The sequence below is a fragment of the Micromonospora sp. CNZ296 genome (genome assembly GCF_007827635.1).
This window is the reverse complement of the sequence record NZ_VISW01000002.1, coordinates 282,394-302,087: the sequence shown is the minus strand read 5'-3', so window position 1 is coordinate 302,087 and position 19,694 is coordinate 282,394. Positions and strand designations below refer to the sequence as shown.

General features: G+C 73.5%; 15 protein-coding genes. 9 read left to right on the top strand and 6 right to left on the bottom strand.

The window, feature by feature from the left end:
* Positions 1-31 precede the first annotated feature (31 nt).
* A complete protein-coding gene (locus FB455_RS04230; protein WP_145752272.1) occupies positions 32-1,882 on the top strand; it encodes an AfsR/SARP family transcriptional regulator in 1,851 nt (616 codons plus the stop codon).
* Between the two features lie 55 nt (positions 1,883-1,937).
* On the opposite strand, the gene FB455_RS04225 is transcribed toward FB455_RS04230, so the two are convergent.
* On the bottom strand, positions 1,938-2,975 hold the full coding sequence (locus FB455_RS04225; protein WP_071095532.1) for a hypothetical protein: 1,038 nt from the start codon (positions 2,973-2,975) through the stop codon (positions 1,938-1,940).
* Positions 2,976-3,374: 399 nt separating this feature from the next.
* On the opposite strand from FB455_RS04225, the gene FB455_RS04220 reads away from it, so the two are divergent.
* Positions 3,375-4,265, top strand: a complete 891-nt coding sequence (locus tag FB455_RS04220) for an SGNH/GDSL hydrolase family protein (RefSeq protein WP_013477197.1) — start codon at positions 3,375-3,377, stop codon at positions 4,263-4,265.
* A 56-nt stretch (positions 4,266-4,321) separates the two neighbouring features.
* Here the strand turns inward: FB455_RS04220 and FB455_RS04215 are convergent, their stop codons facing one another.
* Positions 4,322-5,605: a glycoside hydrolase domain-containing protein gene (locus tag FB455_RS04215; protein WP_145752270.1), complete on the bottom strand. Its 1,284-nt coding sequence runs from the start codon at positions 5,603-5,605 to the stop codon at positions 4,322-4,324.
* A 210-nt stretch (positions 5,606-5,815) separates the two neighbouring features.
* Here FB455_RS04215 and FB455_RS34180 point away from each other — a divergent pair, with 210 nt between their 5' ends.
* Both FB455_RS34180 and FB455_RS04210 read left to right on the top strand, forming a co-directional pair.
* Positions 5,816-5,968 carry a hypothetical protein gene (locus FB455_RS34180; protein ID WP_013285768.1) on the top strand — a complete coding sequence of 51 codons (153 nt, stop codon included), beginning with the start codon at positions 5,816-5,818 and terminating at the stop codon, positions 5,966-5,968.
* Positions 5,968-6,933, top strand: a complete 966-nt coding sequence (locus tag FB455_RS04210; protein ID WP_013477199.1) for a golvesin C-terminal-like domain-containing protein — start codon at positions 5,968-5,970, stop codon at positions 6,931-6,933. Before FB455_RS34180 ends, FB455_RS04210 begins: the two co-directional genes overlap by 1 nt.
* Positions 6,934-6,990: 57 nt before the next feature.
* Here FB455_RS04210 and FB455_RS04205 read toward each other — a convergent pair whose 3' ends face one another.
* Both FB455_RS04205 and FB455_RS04200 read right to left on the bottom strand, forming a co-directional pair.
* Positions 6,991-8,220, bottom strand: a complete 1,230-nt coding sequence (locus FB455_RS04205; RefSeq protein ID WP_013477200.1) for an epoxide hydrolase family protein — start codon at positions 8,218-8,220, stop codon at positions 6,991-6,993.
* Positions 8,221-8,242: 22 nt separating this feature from the next.
* The gene (locus tag FB455_RS04200) at positions 8,243-9,145 is read right to left on the bottom strand and encodes a thioredoxin family protein (protein ID WP_145752268.1); all 903 of its coding nucleotides are present in this window, start codon (positions 9,143-9,145) and stop codon (positions 8,243-8,245) included.
* 207 nt (positions 9,146-9,352) lie between these two features.
* Between FB455_RS04200 and FB455_RS04195 the strand changes: the two genes are divergently transcribed.
* Complete coding sequence (locus tag FB455_RS04195) at positions 9,353-11,578, top strand: hypothetical protein (RefSeq protein WP_145752267.1); 2,226 nt, start codon at positions 9,353-9,355, stop codon at positions 11,576-11,578.
* Positions 11,579-11,588: 10 nt separating this feature from the next.
* Here the strand turns inward: FB455_RS04195 and FB455_RS04190 are convergent, their stop codons facing one another.
* A complete protein-coding gene (locus tag FB455_RS04190) occupies positions 11,589-12,146 on the bottom strand; it encodes a GNAT family N-acetyltransferase (RefSeq protein WP_145752265.1) in 558 nt (185 codons plus the stop codon).
* Positions 12,143-14,185 carry a penicillin acylase family protein gene (locus tag FB455_RS04185; RefSeq protein WP_145752263.1) on the bottom strand — a complete coding sequence of 681 codons (2,043 nt, stop codon included), beginning with the start codon at positions 14,183-14,185 and terminating at the stop codon, positions 12,143-12,145. Before FB455_RS04185 ends, FB455_RS04190 begins: the two co-directional genes overlap by 4 nt.
* Positions 14,186-14,414: 229 nt before the next feature.
* Here FB455_RS04185 and FB455_RS04180 point away from each other — a divergent pair, with 229 nt between their 5' ends.
* From FB455_RS04180 to FB455_RS04165, 4 genes are read left to right on the top strand one after another with little or no spacing between them, the layout of a single operon-like run.
* The gene (locus FB455_RS04180; protein ID WP_145752260.1) at positions 14,415-15,971 is read left to right on the top strand and encodes a pyridoxal phosphate-dependent decarboxylase family protein; all 1,557 of its coding nucleotides are present in this window, start codon (positions 14,415-14,417) and stop codon (positions 15,969-15,971) included.
* Positions 15,972-15,999: 28 nt separating this feature from the next.
* Complete coding sequence (locus FB455_RS04175) at positions 16,000-17,286, top strand: lysine N(6)-hydroxylase/L-ornithine N(5)-oxygenase family protein (protein WP_145752257.1); 1,287 nt, start codon at positions 16,000-16,002, stop codon at positions 17,284-17,286.
* An 8-nt stretch (positions 17,287-17,294) separates the two neighbouring features.
* Complete coding sequence (locus FB455_RS04170) at positions 17,295-17,879, top strand: GNAT family N-acetyltransferase (RefSeq protein WP_186466375.1); 585 nt, start codon at positions 17,295-17,297, stop codon at positions 17,877-17,879.
* Entirely contained in the window at positions 17,876-19,660 is a 1,785-nt protein-coding gene (locus tag FB455_RS04165; RefSeq protein WP_145752252.1) for an IucA/IucC family protein, read from the top strand. Before FB455_RS04170 ends, FB455_RS04165 begins: the two co-directional genes overlap by 4 nt.
* The last annotated feature ends 34 nt before the right edge of the window (positions 19,661-19,694 follow it).

Genomic DNA, 19,694 nt, shown 5'->3' with positions numbered 1-19,694 from the left:
GGACGGTGCGCCGGAGCGGGGGACGACATCCATGCGGTTCAGTGTTCTCGGTCCGTTGAGCCTGTACGCGGGCGACCGCCCCGTCATGCTGACCGGCACCAAGCCCCGCCTCCTGCTCGCCGTGCTGCTGCTGAGTCCGGGGCGCACGGTCGCCACCTCCCGGCTGGTCGACGGCCTCTGGCCGGAGTCGCCGCCCGCGTCGGCGGTACGCAACCTGCGCACGTACGTGCACCGGTTGCGGCAGACGCTGGACCGCGGCGGTGACTCGGCCGGCCGGCTGGTCCACGACGGCACCGGCTACCACCTGCGGGTCGACGAGGACGAGCTGGACCTGCTGCGGTTCCGTCGGCTCGCCGACGAGGCCCGCCGGGCCGCCCGGAGCGACCGGCCGCAGGCCGCCGCCGACCTGTTCGACCGGGCGGTCGACCTGTGGGGCGGGCACCCGCTGGAGGACCTGACGGATCTGGGCACCGACCTGGGCGCGACCGTCACGGCACTGCGGGAGCAGCACCGGGAGATGACGACGGAGCTGATCGACCTGCGCCTGCGGCTGGGGCAGCCGGCGCGGGTCATCCCGTCGCTGCGCCGGATGGTGGCCGAGGAGCCGCTCGACGAACGCCGGCAGGCGCAGCTGGTGACCGCGCTGACGCGGGAGGGGCGGGTGGCCGAGGCGCTGGCCGCGTACCAGCAGGCCCGGCGCGGCATCATCGACGAGCTGGGCGTCGACCCCGGCCCCACGCTCCAGGGCGCCCTCCAGACCGCGCTGGACGCGGACTCCGCCGAGGTCCGCCCACCGTCCGGCCGGCCCACGGCCCTCGGCGCCGGGCCCGTGTCGCCGCCCGGCCCGCCGACCAGCCCGCAGGCCCTGCCGATGAAGCCGCCGTCCCTGGTCGGCCGGGACACCACTGCGGGCCAGCTGCGCGCCATCGCCGAGGGGATCGCCGACCCGGCCGGCGCCGACGAGCACGCCGGTGTCGTGCTCGTCTCCGGCGCGCCGGGCGTCGGCAAGTCGTCGTTCTCGGTGAGCAGCGGGTACGACCTGGCCGACCTCTTTCCCGACGGTCAGCTCTTCGTCAGCTTCGACAGCGGCGACGAGCCGCCGCGCGGCAGCGGGGAGCTGATCCGGGAGCTGCTGGTCGAGCTGGGCGTACCGCTGACCGACGTGTCCGAGGACATCCGGGAGCGCTCCGCCGTGCTGCGGTGCGCGCTCGCCGGCCGGCGGCTGCTGCTCATCATCGACGACGTCGACTGCGCGCAGCAGGTGCGCCCGCTGTTGCCCGGGGCGGGCCGCAGCCTGGTCCTGATCAACAGCCGGCAGCGCCTGCTGGACCTGGACGTGGGCTGGCGGTTGACGCTCGGCGCGCTCGACCGGGCCGACGCGGTGGAGCTGCTGGCCACGATCGCGGGCGAGCGCCGGGTACGTGAGCAGCCGGAGGTGTTCGGCCGGATCGCCGCGGCCTGCGACCGGTTGCCACTGGCGCTGCGGATCGTCGGCAGCCGGCTCGTCACCCAGCCCGACGTGGCCCTGCCCGGCTTCGCCGCGCACCTGGAGGACGAGGAGAACCGGCTGTCGGAGCTGGCGGTCGGGGACATCTCGGTGCGCGGCAGCCTGTCGGTCAGCTACCAGGCGCTGGACGTCGACGCCCGCTTGGCGCTGCACGCGCTGGCCCGCGCCGACTCGTTCATCACCCCGGCCAGCGCGGTGGAGATCCTGCGCCTGCCCCGGCAGCAGGCCAACCGGATGGTGGAGCACCTGATCCAGCACAACCTGCTGGTGCCGGTCGACTCCTGCGCCCCGGCCGAGCGCTTCCATCTGCCGGAGTTGCTGCGGCTCTTCGCCCGCGAGTGCGTGGAGACGCACGGCCGGCCGCTTCCGGCCTGAAAACCGATCGCGGTGTGCGGGTCGGTGAGACCCGCACACCGCGATCCGGGTGTCGTTACTTGAGGAAGCGGTCCAGCGCGGCCTCGATGGTGCCGCTGTCCGGGGACGCGTACGACTTCATCGTCACCTTGTTGTAGGAGATGAAGCTCGGGCACCGGGCGGCGGGCGCGGTCACCGTGCCGCCGTCGCCGACCTTCTCGCCGGTCTTGGCGGCGTGGAAGGTCAGGGTGTACCGCGAGGAGATGTAGTCGACGGTGACGACCTTGTCCTCGCTGTTCTTGTACTGGCACTTCTTCGGCGTGCCCTCGCTGCCCTCGACCATCTTGAGGCAGCCGATGACCGACACCGTGGCGAAGTCGGCCGACTTCGCGTAGTACGGCTTGGCCGAGCTGACCGTCTTCTGCGACCAGAACGACGGCCGGTCCGGGGAGTTGGAGAAGACGTACGCCTTCGAGCCCGCCGGCGCGGTGTACGGGGCGGCGTTGAGGATCGCTCCCCCGTCGCAGACCGCCGACATCTCGCTGGCGTACCGCGCGGTGATCGAGTTGTTGTTGGAGGGCCCGTCCGGCCCGGTCGACTCCGGGCCGTCCGCGCTGGGGGTCGCGGACGGGCTGGTGTCCGGCCCGGGGGTGGCGCTGCCCGACGCCACTGGCTTCGGGTCCTCCTCGTCGCCGTTGAAGGCGACGTAGGCGAGCCCGCCGCCGCAGCACAGCAGCGTCAGCGTGACCGCGCCCGCGGCGAGGCCGACGATGAGCCCCTTGCTCTTGCCTCCGCTCGGGGGCGGCGGGGTGGGCGCGTACGGCGCCGGCCCGGGGTAGCCCGGCTGCCCGGGGAACGGCGCCGCGGGCTGCGCGCCGTACGGCGCACCCGACCCGGGCTGGGCACCGTACGGCGCACCCGACGCGGGCTGGGCGCCGTAGGGGGCGCCCGACGCGGGCTGCGAACCGTAGGGCGCACCCGACGCCGGCTGCGAACCGTAGGGCGCGCCGGAGGCCGGCTGCGCGCCGTACGGGGCGTTCGGGTCGGGCTGGTTGCCCCACGCTCCGGCGTTCGGGTCCGGATAGCCTCCGTAGGGAGGGTGATTGTCACTCATCTGAGGTTCTTCCACCTGTCGTCCGTGGTTCCGGCGATCAACCACCCCGCAGCGTAATGACGCCTGCAAATTCACGATCGCCGACATTCGATACGTTCTTCACCAGCCGTGCCGGGGTCACTCCGGTGCGTACGTGCCCGGATCCGGCATCCGGCCGCCCATCAGGCGTGACGGGCCGGGGACCGTTGGGACGCAACGGATCGACCGATCGGCGACCGACCTGTACCCGACATCGGCGACGCCGAAAAGTGTGATGTACGCGACACCTCCGGCCGCTCGGCCGGACGGCGGCGGACCACATCCTGGACCGTCATTTAATGAGGTTCATCGATATTGACGCACGTCACAGGCGCGGACAGAATCCCAGCACCACCACCAGGACCCCTCCGGGAGGGCCCCATGAACCGTCCCCGCCTGCCGCTCCTGCGGACCGCCGGCCGGATGACCGCGCTCGTCGCGGCCGCCGCCGGCATGCTGCTCACCGCCGCCGCACCCGCCGTCGCCGCCGCGCCCGCCGGTCGCTACGTCGCGCTCGGCGACTCCTACACCTCCGCACCGCTCGTGCCCACCCAGGTCGACCTGAACTGCCTGCGCTCCAACCGCAACTACCCGTCCCTGGTGGCGGCGTCCGCCGGCTCCTCGTCGTTCGCCGACGTGAGCTGCTCCGGAGCCACCACCGAGGACATCCTGTACGGCGGCGACGGGGCGCTGGGCATCGCGCTGCCGCCGCAGGTCAACGCCGTCACGTCGGCCACCGCGCTGGTGACCGTCCAGATCGGCGGCAACGACATCGGCTTCTCCGGCATCATCAGCGACTGCGCCGAGGCGAGCGTGAGCAGCCCGCTCGGCTCGCCCTGCAAGAACCGGTTCACCGCGGGCGGCACCGACCAGTTGCGGGCCCGGATCGCCGCCGCCGCGCCGAAGGTGGCAGCCGTGCTGCGGGCGGTCCGCCAGGCCGCGCCGAACGCGCGCGTGGTGGTGCTCGGGTACCCGGCGATCCTGCCCGACAGCGGCTACGGCTGCTGGCCGGTGGTGCCGATCGCCTACCAGGACGTGCCGTACCTGCGCGGCGTCCAGAAGGCGCTCAACACGATGCTGGCCGACACGGCGGCGGCGGGCGGCGCGAGCTACGCCGACGTCTACACCCCGTCGATCGGCCGGGACTCGTGCAAGGGCAGCGGCACCCGCTGGGTGGAGGGGCTGGTGCCGCAGAACGCCGCCGCGCCGTTCCACCCCAACGCCCGGGGAGAGCAGGGCATGGCCACCGCCCTGCTGGCGCACCTGAGCTGACCCGGCCCGGGTGAGCCGGTCCCGCTCGGGCGGGACCGGCTCACCGGCGTGCGGCCTCACGCCCGGGTGATGCGGACCGCGTCGGCGACCACGTACCCGGTACCGGCGCTCCAGCGGCTCACCCCGACCTTGTCGCCGGTCCCGGCGGCGAGCGTGAACACGCCGAGCGAGACCCAGCGCCCGCCGCCGGTGCGCTGGTCGACCGCCACCGACCGGTTGCCGGTCGTGGTGGCCACCAGGTACGGGGTGCGGTCGTTGTAGCCGGGGTCGGCCGGGTACCACACCGACACCTCGTAGGAGCCGGTCGCGGGCAGGCTCGCCCGGAACCAGGCCACGTCGCTGGACGCCACCGGCGCGGCGAAGCGGTAATCGGCGCCGTAGCGCTGCCCGGAGTACGCGGAGGTGCCCCAGGCGGCGCCCGCGCTGAACCCGCCCGACGTGGCGTTGTCGACTGTGACGCTCCACGTCGCGGGCGGGGTGCCGGCCCGTACGTCCAGGTAGTTGCGGTCGATCTTCATGGTCACGCCGCCCCACGTCTCGGTGACGTCCCCGGCGTACTGGTGCAGGCGCTGCTGGTCGGCGTAGCGGTCGTCGGCGCAGTACGTGCCCCCGTCGGTGTCCGCGACGCCGTTCCACCAGGCGATCCAGATCTGGTCCAGGCGCAGGTACCGGGTGTCGTGGTAGGCGGCGCAGACGTCGGTGATGCCGGACGAGCCGCTGGAGTACATGCCGGCGAGGTAGCCGCGCGTGTGCAGGCGCTCGACCCAGCCGGAGAGGAAGGAGAGCACCGCGGCCCGGCAGCTCGCGTTCGACGGGTACTGCTCGATGTCGTTGTAGAGCGTGCTGCCGGCGCCGATGCCGAGCGCCACCGCCGCGGCGACCGCGCTGTCCGCCGCGGTCCTCCCCTGCCCGCGGGCGGTGGCCGGGTCGGCGGACATCTTCGGCGTACGGGTGCCGCACGGCGCCTGGTAGCCCAGCTCGATGGGGATCAGCCGCCAGCCCTTGCGGGTCTGGTCGGCGACCCAGGTCGCGGTCAGGTTGGGTTGGGCGCACGTCCGGCTGCCGCCGCTGATGTAGACGCCGACCGCGCGGTACGGCGACGCGGTCAGCCAGGCGTCCATCGCGGCCTGCGACGGCGCGGTGCAGGTGTCGAAGCCCTTGCCGGTGAAGGTGCCGGGCTGCGGGCCGACCGCGGCGACGGTGGCCGCTGTCCCGGCGGCGGGCTGCGGCTCGGCGACAGCCGGTGTCCCGGCGCGGGCCGGGACGGCCGAAGCCTGCGCCGGTACGGCCGCGGCCGCGAGCACGGCGAGAAGTGACAGGGCCGTGGCGATCGCTCTCATCGGCGCCCCTCCTGTGAAGGATTCCTCGCTCGACGGCGAGACTTGGGCAGGATTTCTACCACGCATCGACGGATGACGACAGACGGCGGTGGCGAAAGTTTTCACGACGGAAACGATCATTGAAGGGTATCGACAGAACGGCAGGTGCCGGTATAGCGTGCCCGCACTCACATCCGTCGATCGGTGAAGCGCCGTCACCCGAGGAGCGCCATGCCCACGTCACGATCCCCCCGTCTGCGACGCCGAGGTCTGCTCGGCGTACCCGCCCTGGTGGCCGCCGCCCTCGCGGTGGCCGTCCGTCCCGGTACGGCGCACGCCGCGCCGAAGGCCGAGTGCCTCGCCGACCTGCTCGGGGAGCAGTGATGGCCACCATTCCCTGGCTGGTGGACGTGCTGCGTGGCGCCGGCGTACAGGTCGTGGTCGAGGGCGACTGGCTCAACCGGATGCGCTCCGGCTCGTTCGACCCGATCGGCGTGCTCTGGCACCACACCGCCGCCACGTCCAGCGCCACCAACCCGCACCCGGCGCTGAACATCTGCATCAACGGCCGGTCCGACCTGCCCGGCCCGCTCTGCCAGGCCCTCGTGGACTACCACGGCGTGTTCCACGTGATCTCCGCCGGCCGGTGCAACCACGCCGGCACCAGCGGCGGCAGCGGCCCGATCCCGGCCGGGGACGGCAACACCCTGATGATCGGGTGGGAGATCGACTACAACGGTGTCGACCAGCGGATGACCACCGCCCAGTACAACGCGAGCATCGCGGCCACCGCCGCCGTGCTCAAGCGGCTCGGCCGGGACTCCAGCTACGCCCGCGGCCACCGGGAGACCAGCACCACCGGCAAGATCGACCCGTCCTTCATCGACCTGAACACGATGCGCGCCGACGTCGCCGCCAAGATGGCCGGCGGTGGCACCGGCTGGACGTCGATCGTGGACAACGCGACGGCGGGCCGGTTCACCGCGAGCGCGAGCTGGGGCACCTCGACGTACTCCGGGCAGCGCTACGGCGCCGACTACCGCTACGCGGACCCGGTCGCCGCGAGCGACGCGGCCTGGTACAAGTTCAACGTTCCCCGCACCGGCAACTACCGGGTCGAGGCGTGGTGGCCGGCGAACGCGGGCTACAACGCGGCCACGCCGTACGTCGTCGCCACCACCACCGGCAACCGGACGGTAGTGGTCGACCAGCGGGCGACCGGCGGGCAGTGGCGCTCGCTCGGCACGTTCACGCTGCCGGCCGGGGACGCCAACCGCGTCGCGGTCAGCCGATGGAGCTCCGCCGCCGGCCTGGTCATCGCCGACGCGGTCCGGCTGACCGAGGTCTGACCCCGGGCGTACCGACGCGGCCGGGTGGGCGCCCCACCCGGCCGCGTCCGCCGTCGGTCAGCGCAGCGACCGGAAGGCGGCCCGCATCTCCTGGGCGAACAGCTCCGGCTGCTCCCAGGCGGCGAAGTGCCCGCCCCGGTCGAGCGTGTTGTAGTGGATCAGGTTCGGGTACGCCCGCTCGGCCCAGCTGCGCGGCGCGAGCAGGATCTCGTCCGGGAACTGGCTCACCGCGGCCGGGACCTGCACGCCCTTGGCGGCGAAGAACGACAGCGCGTTCTGTGCGTAGAGCCGGGCCGAGGACACACCCGTGTTCGTGAGCCAGTAGAGCGTGACGTTGTCCAGGATGTCGTCACGGCTCAGGCCGCCGGGCCGGCCGGCGAACGCGGCGCAGATCAGGTCCAGGCTCGCGGCGTCGTGGTCGAGCATGAACGTCGCCAGCCCGACCGGCGAGTCGGCGAGCGCGGTCAGGGTCTCCGGGCGGGTGGTCATGATCAGCGCGTACGCGGAGTGCTTCCAGAAGAAGTCGATCCGCTCGCAGGCGGCCCGTTCCTCGGCCGAGAGCCCGGACGGCAGGTCGGCGAGGGGGTTGTTCACGCCGGTGATGCCGGTCTGCAACAGCGCGTCGATGTCCGGCGGCACCACGCACGGCATGTTCGTGTGGATGCCGGCCAGTTCCGGCGGCGCCTGCACGCCGAGCATGTCGGTGATCAGCGCGCCCCAGTCGCCACCCTGGGCCACGAACCGGGTGTAGCCCAGCCGCCGCATCAGTTCGGTCCAGGCGCGGGCGATGTGCTGCGGATCCCAGCCGGGCCGGTCCGGCTTGCCGGAGAAGCCGTAGCCGGGCATCGACGGGATCACCAGGTGGAACGCGTCCGAGGCGTGGCCGCCGTGCGCCGTCGGGTCGGTGAGCGGACCGATGATCTTCAGCTGTTCGATCACCGACCCGGGCCAGCCGTGCGTGACGATCAGCGGCAGCGCGTCGGGGTGCGGCGAGCGTACGTGGATGAAGTGGATGTCCAGGCCGTCGATCTCGGTGACGAAGTTCGGCAGGTCGTTGAGCCGCGCCTCGACCTTGCGCCAGTCGTACCCGGTGGCCCAGTAGCGGGCGAGCGCCTGACTGGTCTCCAGCGGGACGCCCTGCGACTGGTCGTCCACGGTCTGCCGTTCCGGCCAGCGGGTGGCCGCGATCCGGTTCCGCAGGTCCTCCAGGTCCGCCTCCGGCACGTCGACGCGGAAGTCGCGGATGCCGGCGGCGGTACGCGTCGGCGTCATGGTCTTGACGGCCACGGGTTGTCCTCCTCAGGTCGGGTCAGGGACCGAACGTGAAGACGTACGCGCGGAGACCGGGCCGCTCGGCGCGCAGGGTGAGCCGGTGCTCCCCCGGCGTCGCGCCGTCCACCAGCCGGATCATCGCGGCCCGGTCGACGACGGCCGTGCCGTCCGGGTCCACGTCGGCGCCGCGCGCGTCACCGGCCGGTTTCCCGTCCAGCAGCACCCGAACCGCTGCCGGTCCCTCCGGTCCCGGGTCGGCCACCAGGTTCACCTCACCGGCGGTGAACGGCAGGACCAGTTCCGCCCCGGCGCCGCCCGTCTCGACGTACTCGCCCTCGACCCGCCAGTCGCCGGTCAGCGCGTACGTGCCGGGCACACCCCGGTCGGCGCCGAGGTAGGTCTCCGGGGTGATCCCGGCGTACGTGGGCTGCGGGCTGGTCACGAACGCGGTCACCTCCGCGGTGACCGGCGGCAGCGCGGGCGTGGGCGTGGCGGCCTCGACCAGCCGCCGGATCAGCGCCTCGGTCCGGTCGTAGCCGCCCTCGCCGATCCAGCGGTCGGCCAGCCGCCCGTCGGCGTCGAAGAGGTACCTGGCCGGCCAGGCGTCGTTGCGCAGGGCCCGCCAGAACGTGTAGTCGTCGTCGATCGCGATCGGGTGGGTGAGCCCGTGGTCGCGGATCGCCCGGTCGATGTTCTCCGGCAGCCGGCCGAACGCGAACTCCGGCGCGTGCGCGCCGATCACCGTGAGCCCCAGGTCGCGGTAGTCGCGATGCCAGGCCCGCACGTACGGGGCGGTGCGGATCCAGTTCACGCAGGTGTACTCCCAGACGTCCACCAGGACCACGCGTCCGCGCAGCTCCTGCGGCGTCAGCGGCGCGGAGTTCACCCACCGGTGGACGTCGATCGGCGGCAGCCGGGTCGCCACCGCGGCCCCCGTCATCCGGCCACGCCGCGCGGTGATGGTGTGCCGGTCATGCGGGCTCCCTTCCGAGTACGTCCGGCGGCGGTTACCCGGAGGGCGCGGCTTCGAACGGGCCGCCCGCCCGGCCCGCGGGCGTTTGCCCCCGGCCCGGCCGGGTAGGACGCTGCGCCACCCGAGGGCGGGCCGTGCAGGCGGCGTGGGCGGCCGGGACGTCGCGGAGGGTCGATGACGGCTGGACCAGGGCGGGCACAGGCGCCGTCGGGCGAGGTGGTGGAGCTGCGGGTGCACGGCGTCTCCGCGGGCGGGGCCGCCGAGGTGCTGGGCCGGCCGCTGGTCCGGCAGGTCGCGGGTGACCGCAGCGCCGGCTTCTACCGTCCCCGTCACGGACACGCCGACGAGCACGGGGCGGGCGGGGTGACGCTGGAGGCGTACCAGTGGAACGACCTGCCCTCCGGCACCGCGCTGCGTACCCTCTCGCTGCTGTTCCTGATGCCCTTCATGCTGCTCAACGTGGCCGTGTGGATGCGGCCGGGGGACGCGGTCGGCGGCGCGGTCGTGCGGGCGCTGTGCCGGGTGCTGGGGTTGAGCCTGACCGCGCTGTACGTGCTCGCCGGCGCCGGGGTGGCGCTGGACCTGGTGGCCTGGCAGTGCCTGTCCGTCCCGGCCTGCATCGCCGACCGGGAGTGGCTGTCCTGGATGGGCGGGCGGCCGGTGGGGCTGCGGCTCGTGGTGCTGGCGCTGGTCCCGGCCGCCGCGGTGAGCCTGGTCTGGTGGGGCGCCCGGCGGCCGGGTCGCTCGTTCACCGCGTTCCGGGCGCCGGAGCGGGCGTCCGCCGGGCCGCCGCTGAGCACGATCGGCCAGTGGGACACCGAGCCGCTGATGGGCCGGCTGCGTTCGATCCACATCGCGGCGGCCTTCGCCACCCTCGACGGCTGTCTGCTGGCCGCCCGGGCCGCGCAGGGTGTCCCGCCCACTGTGGCGGCGTTGCTGGCGGTCACCGGCGCGGTGCTGCTCGCCTGCGTGGTACTGGTCTGCGTTCCGCCGCTCGTCGACCGGGCGCCCACCGACCCGCGACGTGACCGGGTCGCCCGTGCGCTGCGCGCCACAGCGGTCGGGCTCACCGTCGTGGTGGCCGGGTACCTGCTGTTCGCCCCGGCCCGCTGGCGTACCGGCGGGGGCCTGCCCGGCTACGGCTCGATCCTGACCTGGCTGCTGGTGACGCACGCGGTCCTGCTGGGCGCCCTGGGGGCCGTGCTGCTCTGGCACCGCCTGCGGGTACGCGGCCACCGGCCGCCGAACGGGCTCGGCGCGCTCGTGGTCGCGGCGGCGGCGGGCGGGCTCGCGGTCGCGTACTCCGCCGAGCTGGTCCAGCGCACCGCCGACCTGCTGGACCGGGGCGTGTCCCCGGCGGACGACATACCGGGTCCGGCGCGCGCGTACACCTGGGCGATCTACGGCTTCTTCCGGGCGTTGCTGGTCACGCTGGCGGCCGCCGCAGTGGTGGCGCTGGTGTCCCGGCGCGGCCGGACACGGGCCGCCCAGGCGATCGTCGAGCGGGACTTCCCGGCGCCGCCGGCCGAGGCGGCGCCACGGCTGCGGCAGGTCCGGACGATGATCGTCCGGGCCCGGTTCACCGACCTGATGGTGCCGTTGGCGGTGCTGTTCGCCGTCATGGCCGGGGCGGGCGCGGCGACCACCGCGATGGCGCTGGTCCGTCCCGAGCCGGGCGAGACGCTGGAACGCCGCACGCACGTCCCGGCCGAGCTGGTCATGTTCGGCATCGAGGTGGGCGGGGTGGCGATCTCGGCGGCGGTGCTGGCCCTCATCCTCGCCGGGGTCTTCGCCTACCGCAGCCCCGGGTTCCGGCACCACGTCGGCGTGCTCTTCGACCTGGCCACGTTCTGGCCCCGGGCGGCGCACCCGTTCGCACCGCCCTGCTACGCCGAACGGGCCGTGCCGGAGCTGGCCCGGCGGATCACGTACCTGGTGCACAGCGGCAGCGGGGTGCTGCTCTCCGGCTACAGCCACGGATCGGTGCTCGTCGCCGCGACAGTCCTGCAACTGCCGGCGGAGATCAGCGCACGGGTCGCCCTGCTCACCTACAGCTCGCCGCTGCGCCGGCTCTACGCCCGGTTGTTCCCCGCCTACGTGGGCGACGAGATGCTGCGCGGGATCGGCGGCCGGGTGGGGTGGCGGTGGCGCAACCTGTGGCGGGACACCGACGCGCTGGGCGGATGGATCTTCTCCCCGCACCGCGCGGACGAGCCGGCCCGCGTCAGCGGCCCGGAGGCGGCGGTGGATCGCCGTCTCCGGGATCCGGAAAGCCTGGTGGCGCCGGCCTGGGACAGCGTCCCGCCGCCGATCCAGGGTCACCTCCCGTCCGAGGACGACCCGGCGTACGCCGAGACGGTGCGGGACCTGGCCGGGCGGCTGCGCGCCACCGGACCGTGACGCGGACGGGTCACGCCGGAGGGTGGCCCGCCTCGAACCGGTCCCGGGTGAGGAACGCCAGCCGGGCCCGCTTGTCCGGCATGTCGATCTCGTCGCCGAGCGTGAAGCCCTCGATGCGCAGGCGGCGCAGCATCGCGTCGTTGCGCACGTCCGGCTCGACCACCACGCGGCGCGCGGCCGGGTCGCGCAGCAGGAACCGGATCAGGGCCGGGAAGACCGCGCCGGTCAGCGAACCCGGGTACGGCCGGGGCGCGTCGAGCAGCAGGTGCGTCCCCACGTCGCCGGGCTGCACCGGGTACCGCTCGCCGACCGGGTCCGCCTCCGGCTGGTAGGTCTGGAACAGCCCGATCGGCTCGCCGTCGAGCCGGATCAGGTACGCGTGATGCGTGTCCAGCCCGTCGACGAACGCGTAGATCTCGCGTACCTCGTCGACCGTGTGCGAGCCCATGCCCCAGAACCGGTTGCGCGGCCGGACCACCCAGCCGTGCAGCAGCTCGGCGTGCCGGTCGGGGCGTACCGGCTCCAGCGCCAGCTCGCCGAGGCCGGGGATCCGCTCCAGGTGGATCACGTCGTCTCGTCTCCCGTCAGTGGGCTGGCGGGCACCGGGATCAGCGTCCCGGCGGCCCAGTGGGTCAGTTGGTCGGCGAAGTGCGTGTCGCCGGGGCGCCCGGAGGCGCCGAACGGGACGATCCAGCGGCTGGCCGCCCGGTCGGTCAGGTCCCACACGTAGCGGGCCACCGGGCCACGCCAGCAGGCGTCGGAGACTCCCGGCACGCTGGAGGTGGCCAGCACGCAGTCGGTGTCACCGGCGAGCGCCACCCGCTGCCGCATCGCGGTCACCGCGTCGGCGACCGCCGGGGCGACGCCCAGGTGCACCGGGTACAGCAGGTGCCGGCTGCCCCACTCACCGGGCGCCGGGCCGGCGGCCACCTCGGCCAGCGCCTCGGCCGCCGGTCCCGCGAGGTCGGCGCCGAACTCGGCGGCGAGGTGGTCCAGCGCCAGGCCGATCCGGGCCGCCGGGTCGGTCCAGGGGGCGAACAGCTCGTCGAATCCGCACGGCTCGTCGAGGGCACGCAACCTCGGGTGTACGCGCAACCGGCGGGTGAGCGCGGCCCGCCAGGCCGCGTACACGCCGGCCTCGGCCGAGCCGGCCGCCATCGCCCGGTCCCACGTGCGCAGCCGCAGCAGCAGCGCGCGGGCGGGTTCGTCGAGCCGGCCGGGGTCGAGCCGGTCGAGCAGCCGGTACAGCGGGCCGGCCGGGAGCCGATCGTCGGTGTGCACTGTGGGCGGCTCGGCGCCCTCGGCGAGCAGGGCCCGGATCCGGCGGGCCCGGTGCGGCGGGGCGAAGTCGGCGCCGTGTGCGGCCACGTCGTCACGGCGGTCGTTGGCGCACACCGCCACGCCGTCGACCGGCTCGTCCACCAGCGGCAGGTAGTCGCCCCGCCACCGGTACCGCGGCTCCCAGGCGGGCACGGGTTCCCGGCGGCACCGCTCGTCGCGTACCGGGACCAGACCGGCGACCAGGCGGCGGAGGCCGCCCTCGGTGTCGGCGGCGAGCACGCTGTTGACCGGCTCGACCCAGTGGCGCAGCGCGTCGGCGACATCGCCAGCACTCCGGGCGCGCAGCAGCGGCAGCAACGCCTCGAAGCCGAGACGGGCCTCGACCCGGCTCGGGGTGCGCAGGGCGATCGCCTCGCCGGTGACCCGGTCGTGGTCGATCACCGGGCCGCGCGGCGTCTCGATCACCTCGACCGCCTCCGGGGCGCCGCCACGGACCTCGATCTCCTCGACGTGGCGCGCAGCGGGTGTCCAGCCGTCGGCGTCGCGCACCAGCACCCGGTCGCCGTCGCAGCGCAGCCGTTCGCGGTAGAGGTCCTGGTAGTCGGCCATCGCGTTGGTGACGGCCCACGCCGCGTGGCCGGTGTGGCCGAAGTGCGGCACGCCCGGCACGCCGGGGAAGGCGAGGCCGACCACGTCGAACTCCGGGCAGGCAAGCCGGACCTGCTGGTAGACGCCGGGCAGTTCGAGCAGCCGGTGCGGGTCACCGGCGATCACCGGGCCGCGCCCGGTGGCCGGGTCGGCGGGCAGCGCCCAGGCGTTGCTGCCCGACGACGCCGGCCCTTCGACCGCGAACAGCCCGGCCGCGTCGGGGCCGAGAGTCCGGGCCACGTGCGCGTGCCAGAGCTTGTTCGGGAACGTGGAGAACAGCACGTGCTGGACGAGGAAGACGCCGAGCGGCGACCAGGGCCGCCAGGGTTCGGGCGCGGTGCCGGTGGCGGCGAACTCCGGCGCGGCGGCGGCGCCCTCGGCGAGTCCGGAGTTGACCCCGTCGACGTACGCCTCGACCCACCGCCGGGTGTCCGGGTCCAGCCGCTCGTAGCAGCGCCGGGCGGTGTCGTCCAGCCGTACGCGGCGGGCGAACCGGTCCCACGCCAGCTCGGCCGGGCCGACGTGGGCGGCCAGGCGGCCTTCGGCACGCCATCGTTCGACGCTGATCTGCCAGGCCCGGTCCAGCGCGGCGACTCGCCCCTGCAGACGCGCGAGCGCGTCGACGTCGGCGGCCCACATCTGGGGCACACCCCACCTGTCGCGATCGACGTGTGTCATCGTCTCGCGCCGCCTCGGCGCGCCGGGCGACGGTTCCGTTCGACAGTCAACTTAGGATAACCTCCCCTAACCGAGGGCGACCTTACCGCGACGCGGGCGGGGCGCCAACCGGCGGTACATGCGGGACAAAGCACCCCGAGTCGTGCTTGCTAGTTAGGCCAGCCTAACCTAACCTGATCGCCGCGGCTGATCGCCGCGCGTCCTGTCCGTACGACCGCTGGGAAGTCGCATGAGTTCGATCGGGAGCCCGACCGGCGCCGCGCCCGCCGACACCGGCAGCGCCGCCGCCACGGCACGCGGCCACCTGTTCAACGCCGGCTCGCTCGGTCGGTACCGGGACGTGCTGGCGCGCGGCGTGGACCGGGTCGCCCGCCGGGTGGGCGAGGCGGACCGGCCGTTCACCGGCGTCACGCCCGACGAGCTGGCGCCGCTCATTGGTGCCATCGACCTGGACCGGCCGCTCGGCGACACCGACGCCGCCCTGGACGAGCTGCACGACGTGTGGCTGCGTGACGCGGTCTACTTCCACCACCCGCGCTACCTGGCCCACCTGAACTGCCCGGTGGTCATCCCGGCGCTGCTCGGCGAGGCGGTGCTCAGCGCCGTCAACTCCTCACTGGACACCTGGGACCAGAGCGCCGGTGCGACGCTGATGGAGCGGCGCCTGATCGAGTGGACCGCCGGGCGCATCGGGCTCGGCGCCACCGCCGACGGGGTCTTCACCAGCGGCGGCACCCAGTCGAACCTCCAGGCGATGCTGCTGGCGCGCGAGGAGGCGTACCGCACTGTGGTGGGCGGCGGCGCGACCGGCCGGCCGGACCGGCCGCAGGTGCTGTCCAGGCTGCGCATCCTCACCTCCGCGGCCGGGCACTTCAGCGTGCAGAAGGCCGCCAAGCTGCTCGGCCTGGCCGCCGACGCGGTGCTCACCGTGCCCACCGACGCCACCCGCCGGATGCGCACCGACGAGCTGGCCCGCACGATCGACAGCTGCCACCGCGACGGTCAGGTGGTGATGGCCGTCGTCGCCACCGCCGGCACCACCGACTTCGGCACCGTCGACCCGCTGCCGGAGATCGCCGACATCTGCGCCGCCGCGGGGGTCTGGCTGCATGTCGACGCCGCGTACGGCTGCGGCCTGCTGGTCTCACCCACCCGCCGGCACCTGCTCGACGGCATCGAACGGGCCGCGTCGGTGACAGTGGACTACCACAAGTCGTTCTTCCAGCCGGTCAGCTCCAGCGCGCTGCTGGTCCGCGACGGCCGGGTGCTGCGCCACGCCACCTGGCACGCCGACTACCTCAACCCGGTCCGCGCGGTCGAGCAGGGGATCCCGAACCAGGTCGACAAGAGCATCCAGACCACCCGCCGGTTCGACGCCTGCAAGCTCTGGCTGACCCTGCGGATCATGGGACCGGACGCGATCGGCACGCTGTTCGACCAGGTCGTCGACCTCGCGGCGCAGGCGTGGCGGCGGCTGGACGCCGACCCGCGCTTCGAGGTGGCCGCGCCGTCGCAGCTGAGCACAGTGGTTTTCCGGTACCGGCCGTCCGGTCTCGCCCCCGATCTGGTCGACGAGGCCAACCTGCACGCCCGCGACGCGCTCGCCGCCTCCGGCGCGGCCCTGGTCGCCGGCACCAAGGTCGACGGCGCCCACCACCTGAAGCTCACCCTGCTCAACCCCGAGACCACAGTGGACGACGTCGCCCACGTGCTGGACCTCATCGCCGACGACGCCGCCTGGTACGCCCGGACCGCGGCCGCCGCCGAGCTGTCCTGCCCGGTCTGACCCCCCGTCGAGGAGAACGAGAATCCCCATGTCGACCCACGACTTCATCGCCGTCGGGCTGGGCCCCTACAACCTCGGCCTGGCCTGCCTCACCGCGCCGATCGACGACCTCGACGGCCTGTTCCTGGAGGCCCGCGACAGCTTCGACTGGCATCCCGGCATGCTGCTCGAATCCACCCGGCTCCAGACGCCGTTCATCGCCGACCTGGTCACGCTCGCGGACCCGACCTCGCCGTACTCGTTCCTGAGCTACCTCAAGGAGACCGGCCGGCTCTACCCGTTCTACATCCGGGAGAGCTTCTTCCCGCTGCGCGCCGAGTACAACGACTACTGCCGCTGGGCCGCCGGGAAGCTGCCGAACCTGCGCTTCCGGCACAGCGTCACCGCTGTCGAGTACGACGAGAGCGACGACCGGTACGTGGTCCACGCGGACACGCCGGACGGGCCGGTCACCCACCGGGCCCGGCACCTCGTGCTCGGCACCGGCACGCCGCCGTACCTGCCGCCCGCCTGCGCCGGCCTGGGCGGTGACATGATCCACAACTCGCGCTACCTGGAGTACCGGGAGGCGCTGCGGGCCAAGGACAGCATCACGATCGTCGGCAGCGGCCAGAGCGCCGCGGAGATCTACCACGACCTGCTCGGCGACATCGACACGTACGGCTACCAGCTCACCTGGGTGACCCGCTCGCCCCGGTTCTTCCCGCTGGAGTACACCAAGCTCACGCTGGAGATGACCTCGCCGGACTACGTGGACTACTTCCACGCGCTGCCCGAGCCGACCCGCTACGCGCTGGAGGCCGCGCAGAAGCCGCTGTTCAAGGGCATCAACGCCGACCTGATCAACGACATCTACGACCTGCTGTACGCCAAGAGCCTGCACGGACCGGCGCCGACGCGCCTGCTGACCAACACCGAGCTGGTCGAGGCGGCGTACACCGACGGCCGCTACCGGCTCGGGCTGCGCCACACCGAGCAGGACCGCGCGTTCACCCTCGACACGGAAGGACTGGTGCTGGCCACCGGCTACCACTACCGGGTGCCGGAGTTCCTCGCGCCGGTACACGACCGGCTCCGCTTCGACGCGCACGGCCGCTTCGACGTGGCCCGCAACTACAGCATCGACCACACCGGCCGGGGCGTGTTCCTCCAGAACGGCGGCACCCACACGCACAGCATCACCTCGCCCGACCTGGGCATGGGTCCGTACCGCAACTCGTGGCTGATCCGGGAGATGACCGGCCGGGAGCACTACCCGGTGGAGAAGACCATCGCCTTCCAGGAGTTCGGCGCGCCGGCCGGAGCGCCGGCATGAGCGCCCGCATGACCACCTTCACCCGCGTCGACGACGCGCTGGGCGAGTTCACGCTGCGTCCGCTGGACCCGGACGCCGACGCCGCGCTGCTGCACCGCTGGGTCACCCATCCCAAGTCCGCGTTCTGGCTGATGCAGGACGCCGACGTGGCGGCGGTCGCCGCCGAGTACCGGCGCATTGCCGACCATCCGCACCACGACGCGTACCTGGGTTCGTGGCGCGGCGCTCCGGCGTTCCTGGCCGAGCGGTACGACCCGGCCCGGGTGGAGCTGGTCGGCCTGTACGACCCGGAGCCCGGCGACGTGGGCATGCACTTCCTCTGCGCGCCGGCCGACACACCGGTGCACGGCTTCACCCGTGCCGTCATCACCACGGTGATGGCCTGGCTGTTCGCCGACCCGGCGACCCGGCGGGTGGTGGTGGAGCCGGACGTGCGCAACACAGCGGTGCACGCGCTCAACGCGGCAGTCGGCTTCACAGTCGTCGGCCCGATCCGCAAGCCCGAGAAGGAGGCGCTGCTCAGCGTCTGCACCCGGGACCAGTTCCGGGCCGCCACCGGCGCGCCCGCCAGCGAGGAAGGGGCACCGGCGTGAACGCCAGCGCATCCGTGGACCACCTGACCCCCGAGGCGTGGGCGACGGCCAACCGGCTGCTGGTGCGCAAGGCGCTCGCCGAGTTCGCCCACGAGCGCCTGATCACCCCCGAGCCCGCCGGCCCGGGACAGTGGCTGGTGCGCAGCGACGACGGCGCCGTCGAGTACCGGTTCGCCGCGCAGCGGCTGGCGCTCGACCACTGGCAGGTCGACGCGGACAGCATCGTGCGCCGCCGCGACGGCGCGGAACTGCCGCCCGACGCCGTCGACCTGTGCGTGGAGCTGCGCGGCGCGCTCGGCCTCACCGACGCGATCCTGCCGGTCTACCTGGAGGAGATCACCTCCACGCTGGCCGGGACCGCGTACAAGCTGGCCAAGCCCGCACTGAGCGCCGCCGAGCTGGCCGCCGCCGACTTCCAGGCGATCGAGACCGGCATGACCGAGGGGCATCCCTGCTTCGTGGCCAACAACGGCCGCATCGGCTTCGGCGTGCACGAGTACCACGCGTACGCCCCGGAGGCCGCCGCGCCGGTACGGCTGCTCTGGCTCGCCGCCCACCGCGACCACACCACGTTCACCTGCGCCGACGACCTGGACTACGACACGCTGGTCCGGGCCGAGCTGGGCGAGGAGACGCTGGCCGGGTTCACCGCCACGCTCACCGGGCTGGGCCTGGACCCGGCCGACTACCTGTTCGTCCCGGTACACCCGTGGCAGTGGTGGAACAAGCTCGCCGTCACGTTCGCCGGTGAGGTGGCCGCGCGCCGGCTGGTCTGCCTCGGCGAGGGGCCGGACGAGTACCTCGCGCAGCAGTCCATCCGCACCTTCTTCAACGTCAGCGACCCGGCGAAGCACTACGTGAAGACCGCGCTGTCGGTGCTGAACATGGGCTTCATGCGCGGGCTGTCCGCCGCGTACATGGAGGCGACGCCGGCCATCAACGACTGGCTGGCCGGTCTGATCGAGGGCGACCCGGTGCTCAAGCGCACCGGACTGTCGATCATCCGGGAGCGGGCCGCCATCGGTTACCGGCACCGGCAGTACGAGGCGGCGACCGACAGGTACTCCCCGTACCGGAAGATGCTGGCGGCGCTCTGGCGGGAGAGCCCGGTACCAGGGCTGGAACCCGGGCGGCGGCTGGCCACCATGGCCTCTCTGCTGCACCTGGACCGGGACGGGCGGTCGCTCGCGGCCGCGCTGATCGACGGGTCGGGGCTGGCGCCGGCCGACTGGCTGCGCCGCTACCTGGACGCCTACCTGGTGCCGCTGCTGCACAGCCTGTACGCCCACGACCTGGCGTTCATGCCGCACGGCGAGAACGTCATCCTGGTGCTGCACGACGGCGTGGTCGAGCGGGTCGTCTTCAAGGACATCGCCGAGGAGATCGTGGTGATGAACCCGGAGGCGGACCTGCCGGAGCGGGTGCGGCGGATCCGGGCCGCGATCCCCGAGGACGAGAAGATCCTGTCCATCTTCACCGACGTGTTCGACTGCTTCCTGCGGCACCTGAGCGCCGCCCTGCACACCCGGGGCGTCCTCGACCAGGACGGGTTCTGGCGCACCGTCGCCGCATGCGCCGCCGACTACGCCGCCACGGTGCCGCACCTGGCCGACCGGATGCGCCGGCACGACCTGTTCGCGCCGGAGTTCACGCTGTCCTGCCTCAACCGGCTCCAGCTGCGCAACAACCAGCAGATGGTGGACCTGTCCGACCCGTCCGCCGCGTTGCAGTTCGCCGGCACGCTGGTCAACCCGCTCGCCCCGTACGCACCGCGCGACTGATGGCATGACGGAAGCGGGCCGGCGCATCGCGCCG

What these genes read in the sequence shown, in the direction of transcription:
- FB455_RS04210 (WP_013477199.1), top strand. Translation starts at nt 5,968, where the DNA reads ATGGCCACCATTCCCTGGCTGGTGGACGTGCTGCGTGGCGCCGGCGTA.
- FB455_RS04170 (WP_186466375.1), top strand. Translation starts at nt 17,295, where the DNA reads ATGACCACCTTCACCCGCGTCGACGACGCGCTGGGCGAGTTCACGCTG.
- FB455_RS04195 (WP_145752267.1), top strand. Translation starts at nt 9,353, where the DNA reads ATGACGGCTGGACCAGGGCGGGCACAGGCGCCGTCGGGCGAGGTGGTG.
- FB455_RS04230 (WP_145752272.1), top strand. Translation starts at nt 32, where the DNA reads ATGCGGTTCAGTGTTCTCGGTCCGTTGAGCCTGTACGCGGGCGACCGC.
- FB455_RS04185 (WP_145752263.1), bottom strand. Translation starts at nt 14,185, where the DNA reads ATGACACACGTCGATCGCGACAGGTGGGGTGTGCCCCAGATGTGGGCC.
- FB455_RS04220 (WP_013477197.1), top strand. Translation starts at nt 3,375, where the DNA reads ATGAACCGTCCCCGCCTGCCGCTCCTGCGGACCGCCGGCCGGATGACC.
- FB455_RS04225 (WP_071095532.1), bottom strand. Translation starts at nt 2,975, where the DNA reads ATGAGTGACAATCACCCTCCCTACGGAGGCTATCCGGACCCGAACGCC.
- FB455_RS04180 (WP_145752260.1), top strand. Translation starts at nt 14,415, where the DNA reads ATGAGTTCGATCGGGAGCCCGACCGGCGCCGCGCCCGCCGACACCGGC.
- FB455_RS04175 (WP_145752257.1), top strand. Translation starts at nt 16,000, where the DNA reads ATGTCGACCCACGACTTCATCGCCGTCGGGCTGGGCCCCTACAACCTC.
- FB455_RS04200 (WP_145752268.1), bottom strand. Translation starts at nt 9,145, where the DNA reads ATGACGGGGGCCGCGGTGGCGACCCGGCTGCCGCCGATCGACGTCCAC.
- FB455_RS04215 (WP_145752270.1), bottom strand. Translation starts at nt 5,605, where the DNA reads ATGAGAGCGATCGCCACGGCCCTGTCACTTCTCGCCGTGCTCGCGGCC.
- FB455_RS34180 (WP_013285768.1), top strand. Translation starts at nt 5,816, where the DNA reads ATGCCCACGTCACGATCCCCCCGTCTGCGACGCCGAGGTCTGCTCGGC.